This window comes from Rhodovulum sp. PH10 (assembly GCF_000293785.1).
Lineage (GTDB): Bacteria > Pseudomonadota > Alphaproteobacteria > Rhizobiales > Xanthobacteraceae > Rhodoplanes.
Map to the genome: position 1 here is coordinate 1 of NZ_AKZI01000027.1, position 20,795 is coordinate 20,795.

Genomic DNA, 20,795 nt, shown 5'->3' on the forward strand with positions numbered 1-20,795 from the left:
ATATCGGCATCGCTTTTCTCCTGGCCTCCGGCAGTTCGCGCCGCAACGCAGCCCGCGTCCGAGTTTCCAAACGGGCTCTCAGCGATGCGCGGCGGCGCGCGGCCGGGCGACCGCCTCCGGCTCGCCCGCGTCGCCCGCCTCGGCATCGGCGGCCGCGACCACGCGATTGCGGCCGCCGCGCTTGGCGGCATACAGCGCCTCGTCGGCGGCGGCGATCAGCGCGTCGATCTCCGGATGGGTGCGGCTGCCCGCCACCCCGGCGCTGAAGCTCGCATAGAAACGCCGGCCGGCGTCGCCGAAGGCGATGTCGCCGAACCGCCGCCGCTGCCGGTCGATCGCCGCGCGGGCGGCGGCCGGCGGGGTGTCGAGCATGATCACGCCGAACTCCTCGCCGCCGTAGCGGCCGATGATGTCGATCCGACGAAGCCCCGAGCCGAGCGAGCCCGACAGCGCGCGGATCACCGCGTCGCCGGTGAGATGCCCGTGGGTGTCGTTGATCTGCTTGAAGCGGTCGAGGTCGATCATCGCCAGGCTGATCTCGGTGCCGGTGCGGCGGCAGCGCTCGAGCTCGTGGACGAGCCGCTCCTTGAAGCGGCCATGATTGAGCAGGCCGGTCAGGCCGTCGCGCTCCATGATCGAGCGCATCAGCTTGGCCCGCTCGGCGCGCAGCCGCACGATCGAGACGAGATGCTCGAGGTCGATCGGCTTGGAGACGAACTCGTCGCCGCCGAACCGGCGCGCCTCGAGCTGGCGCACGGTGTCGCGCTCGGCCGACACGAAGACGATCGGCACCGAGACGAACCGCCGGGTCTGGCGGATGATCTTGGCGATCTCGATGCCGTCGACCTCGGGCATCTGCACGTCGAGCAGGATCAGGTCGGGCTGGCCGGCATTGAGCTGGTCGAACGCCGCCGCCGCATTGGCGGCGACGTGCACCTCCATGCCGGCCTCGCCGAGCGCCGCGGCGTAGAGATCGGCGAGGTCGGGGTCGTCGTCGACCGCCAGCACCGACAGCGGCGCGCTGCTCTGCCGCTCGGTCTGATGCTCCACCCAGTTGAAGAACTCGGTCTGGTCGATCGGCCGGAACAGCAGCACGTCGACCCCGGCGCGCGCCGCGGCGAGACGGAACTCGAACTGCGAGTTGCCGGTGAGCAGGGCGACCGGGCAGTGCGCCGAGACCTGCTTGCACAGCGCCAGCGGCGCCTCGACCGTGTCGGTGACGATCGCCGCGAGCAGCGGGCGCTCGGGCGTGCCGTTGCCCTCGGGGAGGGCGCCGCTGACGATGTCGTAGGGCAGCGGCGCCAGCATCCGCAGCAGCGCGTCGGTCTCCCCGGCGCCGGAGAAGAGGGCGACGACGCCCTCGTTGTCGGGATCCTCGGGCGGCCCGAGCGGCGTGCGGGCGACCGGGGCGGCGAGCGGGACGGCGCCGCCCGTGGCTCCGCCGCCCTCGGCACCGCGGTGGCGCACGCCGTCCGGGCATCCGGACGGGCCGTTCGGGTGGTCGCGAGACGTCATGCGTTGCCTGCTCTCGGTGCGCCGTTCGGACGACCGCCGAAGCCCGTTCGCGGCGGAAATGCCGTCGAGAATAGCGATCGATTGATTGCCGAATAGTTTCGTTCTTTCTGTCCGAACTATTCAGTAATACGATTGTACCTTGTACCATATCGAGGTATGGGAAGTTTGTGGCGAAGCCAATACGTAGTCCTTGCTTACATTTCCTGTTAATCGCTAGCATCTCAGAGTCGAGAACGGGTGATTCACTCGCCTTGCGACACGAGCCGAAGGTATTTGGGAAGCAGGCGGAGCCGTCGACATGCTCGCGATCAATCCCGATCCCGCGACCCTCGTCGCGTCGAAGAACCCCTCGATCGTGGTCGTCGAGGACGACGACGTGTTTCGCGACTATCTCGCGGTGCTGCTCCGCTCGGCCAATTGCCGGGTGCGGCCTGCGGCCTGCGGCCGCGACCTGTTCGCGATCCTCGCCGCCGAGCCGGTCGACTGCATCCTGCTCGACTACAACCTGGTCGACGAGAACGGGCTGGCGATCCAGGAGCGGCTGCGCGCCACCATGCGCGACCCGCCGCCGATCGTGATGCTCACCGTCGAGCGCAACGAGCGCACCATCATCAAGGCGTTCCGCGGCGGCATCGCCGACTACGTGCTGAAGGACGGCATGAAGCCGGACGAGCTGTTTCGCTCGCTGCTCGACGCGATGGAGCGCCGCGCGCAGGCGGTGGCCAACGACCTCGAGCTCGCCCGCCTCAAGCGCCGCTCCGAGTTCGACGACGCCACCGGCCTCTACAGCCGCGCGGCGATCGACGAGCGGCTGGCCGCCATCGCCCGCAGCCGGCGGAGCGGCCGCTGCGCCGTCGTGCTGATCGAGATCGACGATCTCGACACCGTGCGCGCGGACCTCGGCATGGTGTTCGCCGACCGCGCGCTGCGCGCCTTCGTCGCGAGGCTGAAGGAGTCGCTCGGCCCCTACGATCTCTGCGGCGTCTACGACGAGCGCCGGTTCGTCTCGATCACCGACGTCGACGTGCGCTTCAAGACCATCACCTACACCTGCCGCCGGCTGGTGCAGGCGCTGTCGTTCGACGTCAATTTCGACACCGTCGGCTTGCGGCTGACCGCCTCGATCGGCGGCGCCATCTTCCCGCTCAACGGGCCGTCGATGGGCGACGTGCTGGCGGCGGCCGAGCGGGCGCTCGACAATGCGCGCCGGCGCGGCGGCGCCTATGCGATCGCCGCCGAGGGCGCCGGCGAGGCCGAGCTGGCACTGGCCGCCGCCGCGCTCGACGGAGCCGCCGCCCCGAAGGCGCCGGAATTTTCGCCGGCGCCGGCATCCCCGACATCCTCGGCCGTCGCGGACCTGACGGAGACCGCGGAGGCGACCGCGAGCGGGCCGGCCACGGGCGTGCCGGAGGCGGCCGCCGAGGCGCGTCCGGCGACCCGGATCCAGCGGGCGAGCGATCGCCGCAGCGCGCCGCGCCATCGCGTCTACAAGCGCGGCCAGGTCGTGCTGCCGAACCTCGTGTCGGCGATCGACTGCACCATCCGCGACATTTCCGCGACCGGCGCGCGGCTGCGGGTGGAGGGACATTTCATCGCGCCGGAAAAGTTCGAGCTGTCCATCCCCAGCATGGGCGTGCGGCGGCGGGTGTGCCGGCGCTGGCAGAGCGGCAAGGAGCTGGGAGTCGAGTTCGTCGATTGATCGTGAGCCGGCCGGCGCACCGTCCGCACCGGGCCGGCCGAAGCCGTCGGAGACTCACGTGCCGTCGTTGTCCTGGCTGTTGAAACGCGACCGACCGTCCGCCCCGCTCGCGCCGGATGTGGCGGCGGTCGACGGCGTCTGGCGATCGGACACGTTCTACGTCGCCGCGGTCGAATCCTCGATCCACGCCTTCGTCACCGTCGATCTCGACGGCGTCATCACCAGCTGGAGCCCCGGCGCCGAGCGGATGCTCGGCTACACCGCCGAGGAGGCGGTCGGCTGCCCGATCGACCTGATCCTGCCGTCCGGCGAGGGCGTCACCATCCGCGAGTATTACGAGGCGATCTGCAAGGGTGAGCGGGTGGAGACCTACGAGGCGGTCCGGCTCGCCAAGGGCGGCCGCAAGGTCCACGTCGTCGTCACCTTGTCGCCGATCCGCTCCGATGGCGGCGAGATCGTCGGCGTGTGCTCGATCTCCAGCGACATCACCGGGCAGAAGACCGCCGAGCGGATGTTCGCCCTGGTCGTCGAGACCTGCCCGAACGGGCTGATCGTGACCGATTCCGGCGGCGTCGTGGTGATGGTCAACGAGGCGACCGAGGCCCTGTTCGGCTATGGCCGCGAGGAGCTGATCGGCCAGCCGGTCGAGATCCTGGTGCCGCAGCGGATGCGCAGCCGCCACGTGCTGGTGCGCAGCGAGTTCGCCGCGCGCGGCGGCAACCCGCGCAACACCTTCGGCCGGGTGATGACCGGCTGCAGCAAGGAAGGCGAGGAGATCGAGTTCGAGATCGGCCTCACGCCGTTCATGCTGGAGGGCCGGCAGATGCATCTCGGCGTGATCTCCGACGTGCGCGAGCGGCGCCGGGTCGAGCGGATGAAGGACGAGTTCATCGCCACCGTCAGCCACGAGCTGAGAACGCCGCTCACCTCGATCATCGGCACCCTCGGCCTGCTGCTCGGCGGCGTCGCCGGCAGCCTGCCGCCGCCGGCCGCCCGCCTCCTGTCGATCGCCCACACCAACGGCATGCGGCTGGTCCGCCTCGTCAACGACATGCTCGACATCGAGAAGATCGAGGCCGGGAAGGCGGTGTTCGAGTATCGTCGCACCGAGATCCGCGCGCTGGTCGAGCAGGCGATCGAGAGCAATCGCGGTTTTGCCGACCAGTACGGCGTGCGCGTCGCGCTCGCCCGCGACGCCGTCCGGGCGAGCGTGTTCGCCGATCCCGACCGGATCACCCAGGTGGTCGTCAACCTGCTCGCCAACGCCTGCAAGTTCTCGCCGAAGGACGGCGTCGTCGAGGTCGGCGTGCAGCGGGTCGGCGGCGCGGTGCGGGTGTCGGTGCGCGATCACGGGCCGGGCGTGCCGGAGGAGCTGCGCGGGCGGCTGTTCGGCAAGTTCGCCCAGGCGACCGAGAGCGACGGGCAGAAGCGCGAGGGCAGCGGGCTCGGCCTGCACATCGTCAAGCAGATCGTCGACCAGCACGGCGGCAAGGTCGGCTTCGACGACGCGCCGGGCGGCGGCACGGTCTTCCGTTTCGACCTGCCGGCCGATGCCGGGCTCGGGGCCAGGAAGGCGAGCGGTCCGCGGAGCGCCTCGCGGCCGCACGCGATGATCTGCAGCGGCGACTTCGACCAGTCGGCGACGCTGTGCGCGGCGGTGCGCTCGCGCGGCTTCCAGGTCGACACCGTGCCGACCGCGGCCGCCGCGCTCGGCCACCCGGCGCTCGACCATTGCGGCCTGTTCGTGATCGAGCTGCCGCCGCGCGACATGGACGGCGTCGAGTTGGTCCGCCGCCTGCGGGCGCTTCCCGCCCATGGCGCGACGCCGGTGGTGGTGGTGGCGAGCGACGGCACCAGCCGCGACGACGACACCCGGTTCGACGATCTCGGCGTCGTCGGCTGGCTCGATTCCGCCGCCGACGAGCGGCTGATCCCCATTCTCGAGCGGGCCAAGGTCGGCGACGGCCGGCCGCGCATCCTTCATGTCGACCACGAGGAGGAGATGCAGGACCTCGTGTCCGGCCTGATGAAGCGCGAGTTCGACTTCGTGCCGGCGCGCTCGCTCGAGGAAGCCCGCGGCCTGTTGCAATACGGCCGCTTCGACGCCGCGCTGATCGAGACGGTGCTGTCCGACGGGCGGAGCAGCGACCTCCTGCCGTACCTCCAGGGGCGCGACGGGCGCGACATCCCGGTGGTCGTCCATGCCGGCGGTGAGGTCGAGGAGCGCGTCCTCCAGCGCGCCGCGGCCGTGCTGAAGAAGTCCCCCGTCTCGGTGCTGGAGCTGCTCGCCGTGCTGCGCCGCGTCTTGGAAACCGGCAGTGTCGACGACACGAGCCAGGAGAAAGGAGCGGCATGACGCAACGTGTTCTGTTCTGCGACGACGATCCCGACATCCGCGAGGTGATCGCGCTGTCGCTCGGCCTCGACGCCGCGCTCGACGTCAAGGGCTGCGAGAAGGCGGAGGACATGCTCGAGGTGGCGACCGAATGGCACCCGGACCTGGTGCTGCTCGACGTGATGATGCCCGGCATGGACGGCCCGACCGCGCTCGGCGAGCTGATGCGCGACCCCGAGACCCGGCCGATCCCGGTCGTCTTCATGACGGCCCGCACGCAGGTGCACGAGCGCGAGCACTTCGTCGCGCTCGGTGCGGCCGGGGTGATCGCCAAGCCGTTCGACCCGATGACGCTCGCCTCGCAGGTGCGCCGCTTCATGGCGGCCTGACGACCGCCCCGAACCCCGGCCCGGCCGCCGCGCCGCGCGCGCGGGCAGGACGCGGGCGCCGCAAATGCGTTTTTCGCCGCGGGAAGGGCGCAATCGCGCTTTAACCTCCTTGACCGGTCCCGACGGCTCGACTATAAGGCCGGGCAACTTTCGACGCGAAAGCAGGGCAGATGCGCAATTTTGTTTCCAAGCTCATCGTAGGACGGCGCGCCATCCGGGGATCGCCCTGACGATCCGGACCGTGATGGCGTGCTGTGCAAGGGGCCCTGGAGGCCCTTTTTTCGTTCTTGAGCCCTTTTCAATCGTGCAGACCGGCGGCATTCACCGGAACACCGACGAGGCGGAGAAATCGAGATGACCAAGGAGATGAGCGGCGCCGAGATGATCATCCAGGCGATGATCGACCAGGGGGTCGAGCACGTCTTCGGATATCCGGGCGGCGCGGTCCTGCCGATCTACGACGCGCTGTTCCATCAGGACAAGGTGCGCCACATCCTGGTCCGGCACGAGCAGGGCGCGGTGCACGCGGCGGAAGGCTATGCCCGCTCGACCGGCAAGGTCGGCTGCGTGATCGTCACCTCCGGCCCCGGTGCCACCAATGCGGTGACCGGCCTCGCCGATGCGATGTGCGACTCGATCCCGCTGGTCTGCATCTCCGGCCAGGTGCCGACCCACCTGATCGGCAACGACGCCTTCCAGGAGTGCGACACCGTCGGCATCACCCGGCCCTGCACCAAGTACAATTACCTCGTGAAGAACATCGCCGACCTGCCGCGCATCCTGCACGAGGCGTTCCACGTCGCCTCGACCGGGCGGCCCGGCCCGGTGGTGATCGACGTGCCGAAGGACGTGCAGTTCGCCACCGGCACTTATGCCAAGCCCAAGACCAACCCGCATCGCGGCTACGTGCCGAAGACCAAGGGCGATCCGGCCCGCATCGAGCAGGCGGTGGCGATGATGCGCACCGCCAAGCGCCCGGTGTTCTACACCGGCGGCGGCGTGATCAATTCCGGCCCCAAGGCGACCGAGCTCCTGCGCCAGCTGGTGCAGGCGACCGGCTTCCCGATCACCTCGACGCTGATGGGCCTCGGTGCCTATCCCGCCTCCGGCCCGCAGTGGCTCGGCATGCTCGGCATGCACGGCACCTACGAGTCGAACATGGCGATGCACGACTGCGACCTGATGATCTGCATCGGCGCGCGGTTCGACGACCGCATCACCGGCCGGCTCGACGCCTTCGCGCCGGTCTCGCGAAAGATCCACGTCGACATCGATCCCTCCTCGATCAACAAGAACGTCAAGGTCGACCTGCCGATCCTCGGCGACTGCGCCGAGGTGCTGTCCGAGATGCTGCGGCTGTGGACGCAGAATCCGGGCGAGACGCAGGGGCCCGCCCAGAAGTCGTGGTGGAAGAAGATCGATGGCTGGCGCGCGCGCAAAAGCCTCGCCTACAAGCCGTCCGACGAGGTGATCAAGCCGCAATACGCCATTCAGCGCCTCTACGAGCTGACAAAAGACCGCGACACCTACATCACCACCGAGGTCGGCCAGCACCAGATGTGGGCCGCCCAGTTCTACGGCTTCGAGGAGCCGAACCGCTGGATGACCTCGGGTGGTCTCGGCACCATGGGCTACGGCCTGCCGGCGGCGGTCGGCGTGCAGCTCGCGCATCCGAACTCGCTGGTGGTCGACATCGCCGGCGAGGCGTCGGTGCAGATGACCATGCAGGAGATGGCGACCGCGGTTCAGTACCGGCTGCCGATCAAGATCTTCATCCTCAACAACCACTACATGGGGATGGTGCGGCAGTGGCAGGAGCTGCTGCACGGCGGCCGCTACTCGCAGAGCTATTCCGAGGCCTTGCCGGACTTCGTGAAGCTCGCCGAGGCGTTCCACGCGGTCGGCCTGCGCTGCGAGAAGCCGGCCGACCTCGACGACGCGATCCGCGAGATGATCTCGGTCGACCAGCCGGTGATCTTCGACTGCGTGGTCGATCCGGCGGAAAACTGCTTCCCGATGATCCCGTCGGGCCGCGCCCACAACGACATGCTGCTCGGTGACGCGGTCGAGAATCTCGACGAGGCGATCACCGAGGAAGGCAAGGTGATGGTGTGAGGATCGGATGCTCGCATCCCGCGCCCTCGCCGGCGCGGGATGCGGGGCGTCGCTTTCGATTGGCAAACGAGACATTTCCATGAGTGCAACCAGTCACTATCCGGTCGCCACCGTGAGCGAGGCGATCGAGACCCACACGCTGTCGGTCAAGGTCGACAACGAGCCCGGCGTGCTCGCCCGGGTGATCGGCCTCTTCTCCGGTCGCGGCTACAACATCGAGAGCCTGACCGTCTCGGAGACCGAGCACGAGGCGCATCTCTCGCGCATCACCATCGTGACGCGCGGCACGCCGATGGTGATCGAGCAGATCAAGCATCAGCTCGAGCGCATGGTGCCGGTGCACCGCGTGGTCGACATGACCGTGCAGGCCCGTGCGATCGAGCGCGAGCTCGCCATGGTGAAGGTGCGCGGCAAGGGCGACAACCGGGTCGAGGCGCTGCGCCTCGCCGACGCGTTCCGCGCCCGCGTGATCGACGCCACGGTGGAGAGCTTCGTGTTCGAGATCACCGGCGCCGCCGACAAGATCGACCAGTTCGTCAGCCTGATGCTGCCGCTCGGCCTGGTCGAGGTCTCGCGCACCGGCATCGTCGCGATCTCCCGCGGCCCGGACGGGATGTGACGGCCCCTCGGGGCACGACCTCTCGAAGGCGCCCCTTTGGAGCGCCCCTTTGGAGCGACCACTCGGGGCGCCCCCGACGGCGCTCCGTGGCTCGGGGCGGTGGACGCTCGGCCTCCTCGGATATACATTGTGTATCCGAGGGGCGTGAGCCGCCGAGAAAAGGACGCCATGAAGGTCAAGGTCGCCAAATGGGGCAACAGCCTCGCCGTCCGGCTGCCCAAGGCAGCGGCCGAGGCGGTCGGCCTTTCGCCCGGCACCGAGCTCGAGGTGACGGTGGAGGGGCGTGAGCTGCGGCTCAGGCAGGCGGTCGGATACACCCGATACCGCCTTGCGGATCTCGTCGCCGAGGCCCGCAGGCTGGGACCCGAGAACGAGCCGCCGACCGTCGACTGGGGGCCGGACCGAGGCTCCGAGATCATCGACGATGAATACTCGCGCGGCGAGATCACGCTCGACGACGTGTCGAACAAAGATGCTTCCGGAAAGCGGTGACATCGCCTGGGTCGAGTTCGATCCGGTGCTCGGGACCGAGCAGGCGGGACGGCGTCCGGCACTCGTCCTGAGCGATCGGGCGTACCACGAGGTGTCTCGCCGGAGCGTCGTCTGCCCGATCACCTCGCGGGCGAAGCCGTGGAGCTTCAATGTGCTGCTGCCCGAAGGCTTGAAGATAACAGGCGTCGTTCTCGTCGATCAGGTCCGCAGCATCGATCGAGAGCACCGCATGTTCGGCGTGATCGACCGCGCTCCCGATCGTGTTCTCCAGGACGTCCGGGGCGTGCTCGTCGCGCTGCTCGGGCTGGAGGCCGTTTCCACCGCACCGGGAGCCCCACCATAGAATCCCGCCGGCATGGCACGTCCATGCGGGCCGGGGTTGTTCCGGCCGCACGATACTTCTAGAACCACACCCACGGCGGCCCGCGGTCCGGGCCCGCCACACCCATCACAACCAGGGCGGCCGAATCCCGCCGAGCAGGGGAACACCATGCGTGTCTATTACGATCGTGACGCCGACCTCAATCTGATCAAGACCAAGAAGGTCGCGGTCGTCGGCTTCGGCAGCCAGGGCCACGCCCACGCGCTCAACCTGCGTGATTCCGGCGTGAAGAACGTCGCGGTCGCCCTGCGCAAGGGCTCGGGCAGCGCCGCCAAGGCCGAGGCCGTCGGCCTGCCGGTGATGGAGGTCGCCGAGGCCGCCAAATGGGCCGACGTGATCATGATGCTGACGCCCGACGAGCTGCAGGCCGACATCTACACCGATCAGATCCACGCCAACATCCGCGAAGGCGCCGCGATGATGTTCGCGCACGGCCTCACCGTGCACTTCAACCTGATCACCCCCCGCAAGGACATCGACGTCCTGATGATCGCCCCGAAGGGCCCCGGCCACACGGTGCGCGCCGAGTACGAGCGCGGCGCCGGCGTGCCGTGCCTCTTGGCGATCCATCAGGACGCCTCCGGCAACGCGCACGACATCGGCCTCTCCTACGGCTCGGCGATCGGCGGCGGCCGCGCCGGCATCATCGAGACGACCTTCCAGGAGGAGTGCGAGACCGACCTGTTCGGCGAGCAGGCGGTGCTGTGCGGCGGCGTGGTCGAGCTGATGAAGGCCGCGTTCGAGACCCTGGTCGAGGCCGGCTACGCGCCGGAGATGGCCTATTTCGAGTGCGTCCACGAGATGAAGCTGATCGTCGACCTCATCTACGAGGGCGGCATCGCCACCATGAACTACTCGATCTCCAACACCGCCGAGTATGGCGAGTACAAGTCCGGCCCGCGGCTGATCACCGCCGAGACCAAGGCCGAGATGAAGAAGGTGTTGGGCGACATCCAGTCGGGCGCCTTCGTGAAGGACTGGATGCTCGAGAACAAGGTCAACCAGGCCTCCTTCAAGGCGATGCGCGCCAAGATGGCGCAGCACGGCGTCGAGCAGGTCGGCGAGAAGCTGCGCGAGATGATGCCCTGGATCAAGCAGCGCGCGATGGTCGACAAGTCCAAGAACTGACCAGGCCAGCCTGGACCAGTCGTTCGGAGAGGGCCGCCCGTGAGGCGGCCCTTTTCGCATTGCGGGATGCTGCAGTGCGGCGAGCTCGCGAATCCCCGCGTCACGAAATCCGGTTGATCCCGCCGCCTCCGCCCGATATCGACGGTGGACAACAACAGTTTTCACATCCTGACCGTTTCGTTCTTCGAGGGAGGACTTCGATGAAGTTTTCTGCAACGCTCGTCGCCGCCGCGACCGCTGCCGCGGTGGCGGTCGCCGCCCTGGTCGGGCCGCTCGCCGGCCGCGCGGCCGCCGCCGAGCCGGAGAAGTCGACGCTGGTGCTCGGCGTCGGTGGAAAAAGCCTGCTCTATTATCTGCCGCTGACGCTCACCGAGCGGCTCGGCTTCTTCCAGAAGGAAGGGCTCGACGTCACCGTCACCGATTTCGGCGGCGGCTCGAAGTCGCTGCAGTCGCTGATCGGCGGCTCGGCCGACGTCGTCACCGGCGCCTACGAGCACACCATCCGCATGCAGGCGAAGGGCCAGCAGATCCGCGCGATCATCGAGCTCGGCCGCTTCCCGGGCATCGTGCTGGCGGTGCGCAAGGACAAGGCCGACAAGATCAAGAGCTTCGCCGACCTGAAAGGCATGGTGATCGGCGTCACCGCGCCGGGCTCCTCGACCAATCTGTTTCTCGACGCGCTGCTCGCCAAGGACGGGCTGAAGCCGACCGACGTGTCGGTGATCGGCGTCGGCGCCGGCATGGCGGCGGTCGCGGCGGTGAAGAAGGGCGAGCTCGACGCCATCGTCAATCTCGACCCCGTCATCACCAAGCTGGTGCGCGACGGCGACGTGACGGTGGTGGCCGACACCCGCACCGAGGAGGGCAGCGAAAAGCTGCTCGGCGGCAACAACCCGGCGGCGATCGTCTATGTGAAGGCCGACTTCATCGAGAAGAATCCGGAGACCACGCAGCGCATCGTCAATGCCTTCTATCGCACGCTGATGTGGCTCAAGACCGCGACCGCCGAGGACGTGGCGAAGACCGTGCCGGAGCAGTACTGGCTCGGCGACAAGGACCTCTACATGGCGGCCTTCGAGGCCTCCAAGCCGATGTACTCGACCACCGGCATCATCCCCGAGAAGGGCATGAAGAACGCCTACGACATGCTGCTCGAGTTCGACGCGCCGCTGCGTGACGCCAAGATCGACCTGTCCAAGACGTTCGACGGCCGCTTCGTGAAGAAGGCCGCCGAGACCGTGAAGTGATTCGATGGCGGCGACGGGCACTCCGTCGCCGCAGGGCCGAGCACGAAAACCCCCTCGGGCACGCCCGAGGGGGTTTTCATTTGCGTCGTCGCGATGTGGACGAGGCGGGCCACCGCCGCGAGGCGGCGGGCCGTCTGCATTCAGAAAGCCGTCACTCCGCCGCCGCGGCGCTGCGGTTGGCGGCGAAGAACTTCAGCGCCACCTCCGGGAACAGCGCGTAGGACAGCACGTCCTCGACGGTGGCGTTCGGATAGCCCTTCTCCGCGAGCTTCTTCGTCAGTGTCTCCATCTGCGCCGGGATGTCGTCGGCCGGGCGGTGGGTGATCACCTTCTGGCCGGCGATCACCTCCTTCATCACGTCCTGGATCGGCGCCGGCGTGCGGCCATAGGCCCCGCGGGCCAGATCCTTGATCTCCTGCGGCACCACCTTGTAGCGGCCGAGGATGACGTTGAAGGCGGCCATCGAGCCGACGATCTGGCTGGTCGGGGTGACGAGCGGCGGATAGCCGATCTCGGCGCGCACCCGCGGCAGCTCCTCGATCAGCTCCGGATACTTGTCGGCCTTGCCCTGCTGCTTGAGCTGGTTGAGGAAGTTCGACAGCATCCCGCCCGGGATCTGGAACGACAGCACCTTGGTGTCGATGTCGATCGCGGTGTTGAGCTTGAAGGTCTCGGCCAGATCCTTCTTCACCTTCCGGAAGTGGTCGGCGATCGGATAGAGCTTCTCCTTGTCGATGCCGGTCTCGCGCGGATGCCCCTCGAGGGTCGCGACCAGGGCCTCGGTCGCCGGCTGCGAGGTGCCGAGCGCGAACGGCGACAGCGCGCAGTCGACGATGTCGGCGCCGGCCTCCATCGACTTCAGGTAGGTCATCGACGCCATGCCGCTGGTGTAGTGGCTGTGCACGTCGACCACGACGCCGAGCTTCTGCTTGATGGTCTGGACCAGGTCGTAGGCGGTGTAGGGCGCGAGCAGCCCGGCCATGTCCTTGATGCAGACCGAGTCGGCGCCGAGCTCGACCAGGTCGCGGGCGACCTGCAGGAAGTTCTCGGTGGTGTGGTAGGGGCTGATCGTGTAGACGATCGCGCCCTGCACGTGGGCACCGGCCTTCTTGGCGGCGCGCATCGCCACCTCGAGGTTGCGCACGTCGTTGAGCGCATCGAAGATGCGCACGAGGCCGATGCCGTTCTCGACCATCCGCTGGACGAAGGTCTCCACCACGTCGTCGGCATAGTGGTTGTAGCCGAGCACGTTCTGCCCGCGCAGCAGCATCGAGATCGGCGTCTTCTTGAGGTGCTTCTTGAGGATGCGCAGGCGCTCCCACGGGTCCTCGTCGAGGAAGCGCAGGCACGAGTCGAAGGTGGCGCCGCCCCAGGCCTCGAGCGCGAAGTAGCCGATCTCGTCGAGCTGCTCGAGAACGGGAACCATGTCGGAGGTCCGCATCCGCGTGGCGGCCAGCGACTGGTGTCCGTCACGCAGAACGGTCTCGACGATCTTCAAGGGCTTTTGCGTCGTCACGAGCGGCTCCCGTGTTTTCGATGGCAGCGAGCGTCACCCCGCGCGCCGGATGGCGTGCGGGCTCCATGCGTTCGCCGATCAGGGTACGGGAACCTTTAATGCCTGACGGCGGCCGGACGCAATCCGTCCGCCGCGCCGCGCAGGCATGTACCGCGGGCCGGCGCCGCGCGAGGCGACCGGGCGGGCGCGCTGCGGCGTCGATGCGCGACCGTGGGTCAGGCGGAGGCGGGGCCGTCGCGGCCCGCCACCAGGCCCGTCAGCGGGGCGGTGGCGGCGCGCAGCGTGGACTGGGCGAGGGTGGCCAGGTCGCGGGCCTGGGTTTGGCAGGCGGTGAACTGCCGGCTGGCATGGGCGGTGGAGACGTGGGTTGCCTCGGCGAGCGAGCGGCTGCCCAGCAGCGCCGTCCAAAAGTCGAACACCGCATTGGTGTTGTGCCGGGTCGTCTCGATCAGCTTGCCGACATAGGCGCAGGAGCCGCCGGCGGTCGCCGCCATGCTGGCCTCCATCGCGGCCGCGGTGCGCTCGCCGGCGGCCTTCATCGTGCCATAGGCGTGCTGCGCGCGGGCGATGCCCTGCTCGGCCGCGGAGCGGACGGCGCCGCTGCCGGCGGGCAGGGTGACGGGGAACCAGGGCAGGCCGAACGGGCCCGGCTCGGGGGTGGCGCAAGCCATGTCACATCCTCGTGTTCACGATGGTCGAACGAGCGGGCCGCCCGCGGCGGCCGGCCGCGGGGGCGAACGGGTCCGGCCGGCGGCGCCGGACGGAAATCGATCGCGCGCAAAAGTTGCGCCGGGGCGCCAGAATGCGCTGCGATGCAGCATGATTATTGCATCGCAGCAATTCCGGCACGGGCGGCGGGAGGGGGCCGATCCCGCCTCCGGCGGTCAGGAGCCCGGACCGCGCGGCGGCGCCTTGACGCTGTCCATTGCCGTGCGGGTGGCGGTCTCGCCGAGATCCTTGATCTGCTCGCTGAGCGCCTGCATCTGCGACTGGACGAACTCGGTCTGCATCCGGATCAGCTCCTGGACGTCCTTCGCCTGCACGATCTTCTGCGCGAACTCGAAGCTCGTGAGCACGTTGCGCTCGGCGAAGTTCATGGCTTTCTTGCTGATTCCCTGGGCGCCGGCCTGGCTCGCCTTGACCCGGTCCTCGAACGTCGTCACCGCCTCCTGAGCCGCCTGCATGTAGTTGTTGAAGGCGAGCTTGGCCTGCTCGACGCTGCGCTCGGCCATGGCCCGCATTTCCGCAGGGATTTCGAACGGCGCGGTCGTCGTCTTCATCATGCTTCTCTCCCTGTGTCGGCGACCCGATCCCCGGCCGCCTTCGAACGACGTATTATTGCACTGCACAATCCACAAGGCAAACGGGAACAACTCCCGCGGGTCGTTTTTCGGATGCGTGCCCGTGCGCACCCATTTTTCACCGTTAACGTTATCGATCGACGACGGTTGACGACGGAACCCCGTGCGTGGACGCGGGCGCAGGGGGCGATTATTAGGATTTCGTTTACGATAGCCGTGAGGCGCATGGAGTGACGGGTGGCATGGGGGAGGCATCGGACGAGCTCGGACGTCTGCGCGATCCTCGGCTCGGCGTGCACGCCGTTCGGCCGGTGCCGGTCTGGGTGTGGACCACCGACGGCCGCCGGATCGTCTGGGCGAACCCGGTCGGGGCGGTGCGGCTCGGCGCGGCGAGCCCGGCGGCGATCGCCGGCCGGCGGTTCGACCCGTCGCAGCCGGCGGCCGCCGAGATCGCCCGGGTCGCCGCTCGCCTCTATCCGGGCGGGGTCGCCTCGCTCCACCGCCTGCGCGCGCTCGGCAGCCGGCTCGGCCGGCCGCTGGTGTGCGCCTGCTCGCGCCTGACGATCGACGAGACGCCCGCCGTGCTGGTGGTGGCGCAGGAGCCGGGCGACCGGACCATGCCGCTCGCCGAGCGGGTGTCGCGGCTCCTCGCCGACCTGTCGGGGCCGTTCGCCGCCTTCACGCCGGCCGGAACGCTGGTCCACGCGAACGACGCCGCCGGCGAACGGCTCGCCGGGGCGACGGCGCTCGCGGCGCTCGAGGCGGACGCGCTGATCGGTCGGGCGCTCGCCGAGGGCTGCGTCATCGGCCGCTCCGCCCGCGGCGGCGTCGAGCTGCTGCGGCTCGGCGAGGGTGACGCCACCGTGCTCCTGGTCCGCTTCGGCGCCGAGGTTCTTTCGCAAGCCGAGACCATCGAGCCGGCCGAGCCCGAGACGGCTCCCGAACCGCCGGCTCCCGAGACGGCTCCCGAACCGCCGTATGCGGTCGACGTCACGGCGACCGTCGTCACCCCGCCGTTCGCGGCGGGGAGGGGGGCCGGGAGTGGTGCAGGCGAGCCTGCCGGGCCTGCCGACGACGACGAGTGGGAGTCGGTCGCGTGGGACGACGACGCCTGGGCCGACCTGGAGGAGGAGAAGCCCACCTCGCGCATTCCGCTCGACGGGCCGCCGCTGTTGCGGCTCGACCCGCGCGCGGCCGAGCGGCGCTATCCGCTGCGGTTCGTCTGGCAGATGGATGCCGACGGCCGCTTCACCCTCGGCTCCGACGAGCTGACCGACGTGCTCGGGCCAAAAGTCGCGATCGCGCTCGGACGGCCGTGGCAGGAGATCGCCGACGTGCTCGGGCTCGATCCCGAGGGCCGGGTCGCCCGCGCGGTCGCGACCCGCGACACCTGGAGCGGCATCACCGTCGCCTTTCCGGTCGAGGACAGCGACGAGCGGCTGCCGGTCGAGCTGTCCGGGCTGCCGATCTACGACCGCGAGCGCCGCTTCCTCGGCTATCGCGGGTTCGGCGTGTGCCGCGATCTCGTGCGGCTGGCGGCGCTGGAGCGCCGCGCCCGCGCGCCGGTGTTCACCATGCCGGCCTCGCCCGAGCCGCCGCCGGACGGCCCGGCCCCCGAGACGCCGCCCCCGCCGCCGCGCTTCTCGCCCTCCGCGGGCGGCCTGCCGCCGCGCCATGCGCCGTCGTCGCCGAGGACGCCCGGCCCGGACGCGCCCGGCTCGTATTCGCCCGATTCCGGGCACGGCGAGGCGGATCCGCCGGGCGGCGAGACCGGCAAAGGCGGCGAGGTCGCCGAGAACGTGGTGCGCTTCCCGGCGCCCGTGGGCGATTTTCGCGGCGCCGGCTCGCCCGAGCTCAGCTCGGTCGAGCACAACGCCTTCGAGGAGATCGCCCGCCAGCTCCATGCCCGCCTCGCCGGCGAGCCGATCACCGGGATGCCGTTCTTCAGCGAGCCGCTGACCGGCGAGAGCTTTGCCGGCGCCGGCCTCGACGTCGCCTTCTCGCCGGTCGCGGCGGCGGCCGCGGGGGCCGGCAAGGCGGCGGACGACGAGCACAAGGCGCTGCTCGACCGGCTGCCGGTCGGCCTCCTGGTCTATCGCTACGAGGAGCTGCTCTACGCCAACAAGACCTTCCTCGAGACGACCGGCCATGCGAGCCTCGCCGATCTGGTCGCCGCCGGCGGGCTGGACAGCCTGTTCGTCGCCGGCGATGCCGACGTCACCGCCTCGGCCGACACGCTCGGCCGATCGCTCGTCATCCTCACCCAGCGCGGCGACCGTTTGCCGGTCGCGGCGCGGCTCGTCGCGATCCCGTGGGAGGGTGACAGCGCGCTGGCGCTGATCCTGATGCAGGCCGCCGACGAGCCCGGCGGGGCGAGCGGGCTCGCGCTCGGACGCGCCGAGGCGACCATCCGCGACCTGCGCGCGGTGCTCGACACCGCCTTCGACGGCGTCGTCGTGCTCGGCCGCGACGGCCGCATCGTCTCGGCCAATCACAGCGCGGAAGCCCTGTTCGGCGCGACGCCCGGCGGGCTCGCGGGCGAGCCGTTCGCCGACCTGTTCGGCCCGGACAGCCGGGCGACCGCGCTCGACTATCTCGAGCGCATCCGCGACACCGGCACGCTGCTGGTCAACGAGGGCCGCGAGCTGACCGGCCGGGTGCGCCAGGGCGGCGCCATCCCGCTGTTCATGACGATGGGGCCGATGGCCGACGGCAGCGACCGGCTGTGTGCCGTGTTTCGCGACCTCTCGCCGGTGAAGAAGGAGCAGGAGACGCTCGCCGCGCTGCGCCGCGACGTCGAACGCGCCGCCGCCGGCAAGGCCGAGTTCGTCGCCACCTTCAGCCACGACGCGCGAACGCCGCTCAACACCATTCTCGGCTTCACCGAGCTGATGCTGGAGGAGCGCTTCGGCCCGCTCGGCCACGAGCGCTACCGCGAGCATCTGCGCGACGTGCGCGCCGCCACGCTGAAGATGGCCGGGCTGCTCGACGACATGCTGAACCTTTCGCGGGCGGAGACCGGCACGCTCGAGCTGACCTTCACCACCGTCGACCTCAACGAGATCGTGCAGGGCGCGGTGCGCACCATGCAGCCGCAGGCGAACCGCGAGCGCATCATCATCCGCACCTCGCTGTCGCCGCAGCTCTCGCCGATCGTCGCCGACGCCCGCTCGCTGCACCAGATCATCCTCAACCTGCTGGCGAACGCGATCCGGCTCACTGGCGCCGGCGGGCAGGTGATCGTCTCGACCGGCCAGTCGCCGCAGGGCGAGGTGGTCTTGCGGGTGCGCGACACCGGGGTCGGGATGAGCGGCAAGGACCTCGAGACGGCGCTGCAGCCCTTCAAGGAGGTGGCGACCGCGCCCTCGACCGCCAGCGCCGGCCTCGGCCTGCCGCTGACCAAGGCGTTGGCGGAGGCGAACCGCGGAACCTTCGCGATCTCCAGCCGGGTCAACGACGGCACGCTGGTCGAGGTCACCTTTCCGCGATCGAAGATACCGGCGGAGTAGCGCAACCCTCCGCGTCGTGGCACAACGAGCGCCGCCCGCGCGAATGGCCCGCCGGCCTTCCGCGCCCGGCCTACGCATGTTTCCCGAACCCCATCGCACGTGTTGAAGGCACCTCGCGAGGGGCCTATATCGAGGCCTTCAGCGCCAGCGCGATCGCCGACGGGCCGGGCTTTTTCCGGCCGCGCGACTTCCTTTTCACCGGAGACCGAATGAGCCGTTACCGTTCCCCCGACCTGCAGGACCGTCAGAGCGCCGCCGCGGCGGCCAAGAAGGCCATGCTGGACAAATTCCGTACCGCTGCCGCCGACCCGGAGCTGGAGGCGCGGCGCGCCGAGCTGGAGGCGCACCGGCTGGTCCGCAAGGCCGAGCGCGAAGCCGCCCGCGTCAAGCGCGAGGCCGAGCTCGCCGAGCTGCGGGCCCGCGAGGCGGAGCGCCGCGAGCGCGAGCGCCGCGAGGCCGAGGAGCTGGCCGCCCGCGAGGCCGCCGAGCGCGAGGCCGCCGACGCCGAGCTGAAGGCCGCCCAGAAGGCCGCGCGCGACGCCCGCTACGCCGCACGCAAGGCCGCCAAGAAGGCCCGCCGCAAGGGGCTGTGAGGCCTTCTCGGAGCCCCCCGGCCGCGCGTGTCCGGCCCGCTAGCCGGCGCCAGGTCCGGATCCGGGTGCCTGATCCGGGTCTCAAATCCGGGCGCAACCTCTCGCGAAACGTTCGGGAGCAGAGGTCGCGGGCAAAATCCCGCGCCCGCCGGACCGTCACTCGTGCGCCATCGGGTGGAGCGCATCGCCGGCCCGAGCGGCGCTCGCGCCGGCGGCTTGCGCGAGCAAACGCGCGTTCCGACCGTCCGGCGGTCCCCTCTTTCCGCGAGCGGGCGAGGGGAAAGCCGGTCGGCGCGCGAGAGCATCCGAACCCGCGTCAGCCGTGCAAAACCTCGCGCTCCGTGATCGCCGGCCGGCGCGGCGGCAGCCGGCCGTCGATCATCGCCGCGACCTCGCGCAGATCGGCGAGCGCGGTGCGCAGCTCCTCGCTGCCCTCGCCCGGCGGCGCGTCCCACAGCATCGCTGCGACCAGATCGATCCACCGCGCGGTCCAGCGCTCCGACTGCGCCAGCGTCTCCGGGGTGGCCGAAGGCTCGCGGCACATCGCGGCGATCTCCGTCACCGCCCCGCGCAGCATCTCGGCAATTTCCTGCGGCTCGAGGTAGCGGCAATCCATGAAGCACCTCTCAAATCGATATCAGGATGTTTCCTGAGGGGAGGTCGCGCGGCCAGTCCGGTGAAACCCGGACGGGAATACGGGCGAGGTCGGCGGGACTAAGAACTTTCCCTCAATTGACACGCGAACGGCTGGCGCGCCGGTATCTTCCCACCGGGAAGTCCTTCTCCGACCCCCGACCCTGTGCGCGAAAATGTCGGCGGCGCCATCTTGACGGAAAGGCGTTTTCGTACAATCTACAGCTCACGTCAGGTCGAGGTGACCCATGTCGTCGCTGATGCAGATCGGCGAGCTCGCCCGGCGCGCCGGAGTGAGCCACCGGACGATCCATTATTACGAGCGTCTCGGCCTGCTGCAGCCGGCCGAGCGGGAGGGCGCGGGCTATCGCTACTACGACGAGACCGCGCTGAAGCGCCTGCAGAAGATCGGCAATCTGAAGAGTCTCGGGCTCAGCCTGGAGGAGATTTCCGGCGTGCTCGACCTCTATTTCGAGGACGCCACCGGCATCAAGGGCAAGGAGCGGGTGCTCGCCATCCTGAAAGAGCAGCTCGCCAGGACCGACCGGCAGATCGCCGAGCTCGGCCGGTTCCGGGCCGACATCGAGGCCAATATCGCGCGGATGACGCGCCTGATCGCCGAGGCGAAGACGACCTGAGCGGGACATCCGTGGCCCGTTCTCGTGCCACAAATCTCTAGTTTACGTAAGCTTACAGAAAGGACCCGCGCGATGCGCCTCCTCTCCCTCGTGCTCGTCCTCACCGCCTGCGCCGTGCTGGTGGTCGGCGAGCTCTATGTGACGATCCCGCTCACGGCCCAGATCGCCGACCGGTTCGGCGTCGCGCCGGCCACCGCCGCGCTCGCCGGCTCCGCCTTCGGCCTCGCATATGCGGTCGGCTTCCTGGTGCTCGGCCCGCTCGCCGACCGGTACGACCGCGCCCGCTTCCTGGTCGCCGGGCTCGGCGCCATCGCGGCGGCGACCGCGCTGGTGCCGTTCGTCCAGAGCTTCGGTCTGCTGCTCGGCGTGCGGGTGCTGCAGGGGCTCGCGGCGGCGACGTTTCCGCCGGCGGCGCTGGCGCTGGTGGTCGAGGTGCTGCCGCCGCGCTGGCGGGCGACCGGGGTGTCGATGCTGAGCTTCGCGTTTCTCGGCTCGGCGCCGCTCGTCCAAATCTTCGCCGCCCGGGTCGGCGACCTCGCGACGGTGGCGACGGTGATCGCCGTCGGCTATCTCGTCGGGGCGGCGGGCGTGCTGCTGCTGGCCGGGCGGTGCGCCGCCGCGGCGCCCCCGGCGCCGCCCGCCGGCGGCCGGCTCCGCGCGCCGGTGCGCGACAAGGGGCGGGGC

At 69.8% G+C, this 20,795-nt stretch carries 18 protein-coding genes; 13 read left to right on the top strand and 5 right to left on the bottom strand.

Features of this window, described 5'->3' with window-relative positions; genetic code table 11:
- Window positions 1-78 precede the first annotated feature (78 nt).
- Window positions 79-1,515, bottom strand: coding sequence for a GGDEF domain-containing protein (locus A33M_RS05555; protein WP_008384415.1), 1,437 nt, complete (start codon window positions 1,513-1,515; stop codon window positions 79-81).
- Between the two features lie 298 nt (window positions 1,516-1,813).
- Here A33M_RS05555 and A33M_RS05560 point away from each other — a divergent pair, with 298 nt between their 5' ends.
- From A33M_RS05560 to A33M_RS05600, 9 genes are all read left to right on the top strand, one after another.
- Entirely contained in the window at window positions 1,814-3,214 is a 1,401-nt protein-coding gene (locus tag A33M_RS05560; RefSeq protein WP_008384418.1) for a response regulator, read from the top strand.
- Window positions 3,215-3,272: 58 nt separating this feature from the next.
- A complete protein-coding gene (locus A33M_RS05565; RefSeq protein ID WP_008384420.1) occupies window positions 3,273-5,570 on the top strand; it encodes a PAS domain S-box protein in 2,298 nt (765 codons plus the stop codon).
- A complete protein-coding gene (locus tag A33M_RS05570) occupies window positions 5,567-5,938 on the top strand; it encodes a response regulator (RefSeq protein WP_008384422.1) in 372 nt (123 codons plus the stop codon). The genes A33M_RS05565 and A33M_RS05570 overlap by 4 nt, the downstream gene beginning before the upstream one ends.
- Before the next feature lie 354 nt (window positions 5,939-6,292).
- The gene (locus A33M_RS05575) at window positions 6,293-8,053 is read left to right on the top strand and encodes an acetolactate synthase 3 large subunit (protein ID WP_008384423.1); all 1,761 of its coding nucleotides are present in this window, start codon (window positions 6,293-6,295) and stop codon (window positions 8,051-8,053) included.
- 79 nt (window positions 8,054-8,132) lie between these two features.
- Window positions 8,133-8,672 (top strand): acetolactate synthase small subunit, encoded by a 540-nt coding sequence (ilvN, locus tag A33M_RS05580; protein ID WP_008384426.1) that lies wholly within the window; start codon window positions 8,133-8,135, stop codon window positions 8,670-8,672.
- Window positions 8,673-8,840: 168 nt separating this feature from the next.
- A complete protein-coding gene (locus A33M_RS05585; RefSeq protein WP_008384428.1) occupies window positions 8,841-9,164 on the top strand; it encodes an AbrB/MazE/SpoVT family DNA-binding domain-containing protein in 324 nt (107 codons plus the stop codon).
- Entirely contained in the window at window positions 9,145-9,507 is a 363-nt protein-coding gene (locus tag A33M_RS05590) for a type II toxin-antitoxin system PemK/MazF family toxin (RefSeq protein ID WP_008384430.1), read from the top strand. The genes A33M_RS05585 and A33M_RS05590 overlap by 20 nt, the downstream gene beginning before the upstream one ends.
- Window positions 9,508-9,654: 147 nt before the next feature.
- The gene (gene ilvC, locus A33M_RS05595; protein WP_008384432.1) at window positions 9,655-10,674 is read left to right on the top strand and encodes a ketol-acid reductoisomerase; all 1,020 of its coding nucleotides are present in this window, start codon (window positions 9,655-9,657) and stop codon (window positions 10,672-10,674) included.
- A gap of 200 nt (window positions 10,675-10,874) precedes the next feature.
- Window positions 10,875-11,921 (top strand): ABC transporter substrate-binding protein, encoded by a 1,047-nt coding sequence (locus tag A33M_RS05600; protein ID WP_052026864.1) that lies wholly within the window; start codon window positions 10,875-10,877, stop codon window positions 11,919-11,921.
- Window positions 11,922-12,072: 151 nt separating this feature from the next.
- Here A33M_RS05600 and A33M_RS05605 read toward each other — a convergent pair whose 3' ends face one another.
- The 3 genes from A33M_RS05605 to A33M_RS23725 form a co-directional block, all read right to left on the bottom strand.
- Window positions 12,073-13,437: a pyruvate carboxylase subunit B gene (locus A33M_RS05605; protein ID WP_008384437.1), complete on the bottom strand. Its 1,365-nt coding sequence runs from the start codon at window positions 13,435-13,437 to the stop codon at window positions 12,073-12,075.
- Between the two features lie 215 nt (window positions 13,438-13,652).
- Window positions 13,653-14,108 carry a phasin family protein gene (locus tag A33M_RS05610; RefSeq protein WP_008384440.1) on the bottom strand — a complete coding sequence of 152 codons (456 nt, stop codon included), beginning with the start codon at window positions 14,106-14,108 and terminating at the stop codon, window positions 13,653-13,655.
- A gap of 213 nt (window positions 14,109-14,321) precedes the next feature.
- Window positions 14,322-14,720, bottom strand: a complete 399-nt coding sequence (locus A33M_RS23725; protein ID WP_008384442.1) for a phasin family protein — start codon at window positions 14,718-14,720, stop codon at window positions 14,322-14,324.
- 260 nt (window positions 14,721-14,980) lie between these two features.
- On the opposite strand from A33M_RS23725, the gene A33M_RS05620 reads away from it, so the two are divergent.
- Entirely contained in the window at window positions 14,981-18,247 is a 3,267-nt protein-coding gene (locus A33M_RS05620; RefSeq protein ID WP_008384449.1) for a PAS domain-containing protein, read from the top strand.
- Between the two features lie 209 nt (window positions 18,248-18,456).
- Window positions 18,457-18,840: a DUF6481 family protein gene (locus A33M_RS05625; protein WP_008384451.1), complete on the top strand. Its 384-nt coding sequence runs from the start codon at window positions 18,457-18,459 to the stop codon at window positions 18,838-18,840.
- A gap of 316 nt (window positions 18,841-19,156) precedes the next feature.
- On the opposite strand, the gene A33M_RS05630 is transcribed toward A33M_RS05625, so the two are convergent.
- Complete coding sequence (locus tag A33M_RS05630; protein ID WP_008384453.1) at window positions 19,157-19,456, bottom strand: hypothetical protein; 300 nt, start codon at window positions 19,454-19,456, stop codon at window positions 19,157-19,159.
- Between the two features lie 265 nt (window positions 19,457-19,721).
- Between A33M_RS05630 and A33M_RS05635 the strand changes: the two genes are divergently transcribed.
- Together A33M_RS05635 and A33M_RS05640 are read left to right on the top strand one after the other, a co-directional pair.
- Window positions 19,722-20,111, top strand: coding sequence for a MerR family transcriptional regulator (locus A33M_RS05635; RefSeq protein WP_008384455.1), 390 nt, complete (start codon window positions 19,722-19,724; stop codon window positions 20,109-20,111).
- A gap of 72 nt (window positions 20,112-20,183) precedes the next feature.
- A partial coding sequence (locus A33M_RS05640) for an MFS transporter (RefSeq protein WP_157223352.1) occupies window positions 20,184-20,795 on the top strand: 612 nt, incomplete at its 3' end.